General features: G+C 74.1%; 2 protein-coding genes. Both read right to left on the minus strand.

Annotated features, from left to right (window positions below; translation table 11 throughout):
- Positions 1–1,195: MFS transporter (locus P1P70_RS42855; RefSeq protein ID WP_319247649.1), on the minus strand; the 1,195-nt coding region annotated here is incomplete at its 3' end.
- A 146-nt stretch (positions 1,196–1,341) separates the two neighbouring features.
- Positions 1,342–2,862 (minus strand): HAD-IA family hydrolase, encoded by a 1,521-nt coding sequence (locus tag P1P70_RS42860; protein WP_319247651.1) that lies wholly within the window; start codon positions 2,860–2,862, stop codon positions 1,342–1,344.
- Positions 2,863–2,920 lie beyond the last annotated feature (58 nt).

Genomic DNA, 2,920 nt, shown 5'->3' on the forward strand with positions numbered 1-2,920 from the left:
ACGCGCCCCTCCGCACCACCAACACCCCCGCCGTCACCAGATACGGCACCGCGAACAGGGCGAACACCACCCCGTGCGCATGCCCCGCACCGATCGCCGCGTACGCCGCGAAGACGGCGACCGTCGCCGTCTCGGTCCCCATGCTCGCGACGGACGTCAACGTCGCCCGCCGAGCCCCGTCGATCCGGTCCTGCAACCGCGCGTCGGCGAGCACGTTGACCAGCTGGAACCCCCCGAAGGCGACGGCGACGAGCCCGATCCCGACCGGCGTCCCCATCAGCGCCCCGATGGCCAGCGCGACCGCCGAGCCCGCCAGCACCATCCCCAGCCCGGCCGTGCCCCACCGCTCCCCCACCCCGGTCAGCAGGCTACCGATCGCCGGCCCCACCCAGATCACCAGCAGCAGGTACGGAACCGTCTGCTCGGCCACCCCGGTGTCCCGGACCAGCAGCGGCGTGTACTCGTCGAGCGCGCCCCAGACCGCCCCGACGGCCGGCACGAGCAGCATCGCGCCCCGTACGGAACGGTCCCGGCGGACCTCGGTGAGCCCCGCCCGCAGGGTGGCGAGGGTGGAGGCGTGCTTCGGCCCCGGCACCGCCTCCCGGTGCTCCGGGAAACGCGCGGCCACCACCGAGGTCAGCACACAGACCAGGACGCTCGCCGCGCCCACGGCCGGGTAACCGCCGAGGTCGAGCACCGGCCCGGCCAGCCCCATCGCGGCCATCACGGCGACCATGCCGACCGCCTGGGCCCGGCCGACGACCCGCGCGTACCGGTCGGCGGCGCCCAGCCGGTCGAGTTCGTCGTAGACCAGTGCTTCCAGCGCACCGGAACCGAGCGCGCCGCGTACTCCCCACAGGACGAACCCGAGGGCGAAGGCCCAGTACGAGGGAGCCATCACCCACAGGGCGAAGCCGGCGGCGGTGAGCAGCGGCCCCACCCACAGCAGCAGACGCCGCGAGACGGCGTCCGCCCAGGCACCGGAGGGCACCTCCAGCACGATCCCGGTGACGGACCACAGGGCGAACAGGGAGGAGATCTGCCAGATCGACAGTCCGGTGTCGCTGAACAGCAGCGCGTACACCGGGTAGAGCAGCACGAAGTCGTCGAGGAACGCGTACCCGTACAGCGTGGCCGTGAGCCGTCGGACATCAGTGGTCGCGACACCGGGCGCACGCGCAGGTGAGAGAGTCATGAGGCCTTCCAGAAGGAGCGGATCGGACGTCGTCGGAACGGCGTCCGAGGCGGTCCTCGGGAGGCGCGGCTGGTGGATCAATGTCGCCAGGTCATGGCACCGATGCTAGCCGGGCCGACCCCTTCCGGCCCAGGGGATATCGGGGATCACTCGCGGGCGCCCGGCTCCAGCGCGAACGTGGTGATCACCGCGGCGTGGTCCGACGGCCAGTCGTTGTCCTCGACGTCCGGCCAGGGGCGGGGTGTGCCGCTGACATGGGTCCGGGAATCGAGCACCGCGAGACCCCGGTGCAGGACGAAGTCGATCCGGTCCTGCGGCTCGGGCCGGCCGCTGCCGTCCTCGTGTTCCACGTGGACCGGCGACCAGGTGTGGCCCGGCTCCCGTACGGGGTCGGGGTGGGCCTCGCGGTAGGAGTCGCGCAGTCCGCTCGCCTCGGCGGCCCTGGTCACCGGCCAGTCGACGTCCGGCCGGTCGAGGTGTGGCCGGTCGAGGTGCGAGGGGCTGTTGAAGTCGCCGACGAGCACGACGGGCACGGCGGTCGCGCCGGACGCGCCGGGCGCCCCGGGCGCGGTGTCGTCGATCCGGCGCAGGCAGTCCCGCAGTTGGGCCAGCCGCACCTCCTCGTGGGCGATCAGCTCGGCGGTGGGCAGCCCGTCGAAGGCAGCCTCGTAGGGGCCGTACGGCGTGTAGTCCAGGTGGACGGTCCAGACGTCCACCTCGGTACCGGCGTCGGTCCTGATCCGGACGCCGGCGGCCCCGTAGAAGCCGACGTCGGGGTCACCGAGGCGGGCCGTGATCGGGTGGCGGCTGATGATGCCGAGGTTGTCGCCGGCCCGGTGGTGGTGCCAGCCGAGGGCTTCGGCGAGTTCCTGTGCGGCGGTGCCGTACGTCTCCTGGAGGCCGACCACGTCGACACCGGTCTCGGTGATCACCTTGAGCTGCTTGGCGCGGTGGTCGCGGACCTTGGTGCCGCCGAACCAGAGGTTCCAGGTCATCACCCGCAGGGCGGGACCGTCGGGCGCGACCAGCCGACGCAGGCTCGCCGGTGTCACGCCCTCCAGGCTCTCCCGGACGGTCCGCCCGGGGGCCTCCTCGATGGGGGCGAGCGAGGGAACGGCGAGGACCACGCAGCCCGCGGCCTCGGCCGAGGTGACCCCGGTCCTGGTGTCCTCGACGGCGACGCAGGCGGCGGGGTCGACGCCGAGGGCGCGGCAGGCGGCGAGGTAGGGGTCGGGGGCGGGCTTGGTGTGCTCGGTGTCGTCGGCCGTGACGGAGACGGCGAACAGGTCGCGGCCGAGGACGTCGAGGACGGTGTCGGCGACGGCCCGCGGCGACGCGGTGACCAGGGCGGTGGGGACGCCCTCGCGGGCCAGGGCCCGCAGCAGCTCCAGCGCGCCGGGGCGGGGCACGATCCCGGTGCGGACCCGGTCGGCGAACTCCCGGTGCAGTCCGGCGGAGAGCGCGTCCCCGTCGGCGCCGGTGCGGGCGGCGAGCCAGGCGGCGGTGTGCTCGACGGGGCGGCCCAGGACGTCCGGCTGGTCGGCCTCGGACAGCGCGCGTCCGAGGCCGGCGGCCACCTCCGCCACCGCGTCCCACCACAGCCGCTCTGTGTCGACGAGCGTGCCGTCCATGTCGAACAGGGCGGCCTGGAGCGGGGATCGGGACACGGGACTCTCTTTCCGTGGGGGTGTGTCGGGCCTGCGGGACCCGCCGTGGGGGGGGGTG

The sequence above is a fragment of the Streptomyces sp. MB09-02B genome (assembly GCF_033794485.1).
Classification (GTDB): Bacteria; Actinomycetota; Actinomycetes; order Streptomycetales; family Streptomycetaceae; genus Streptomyces.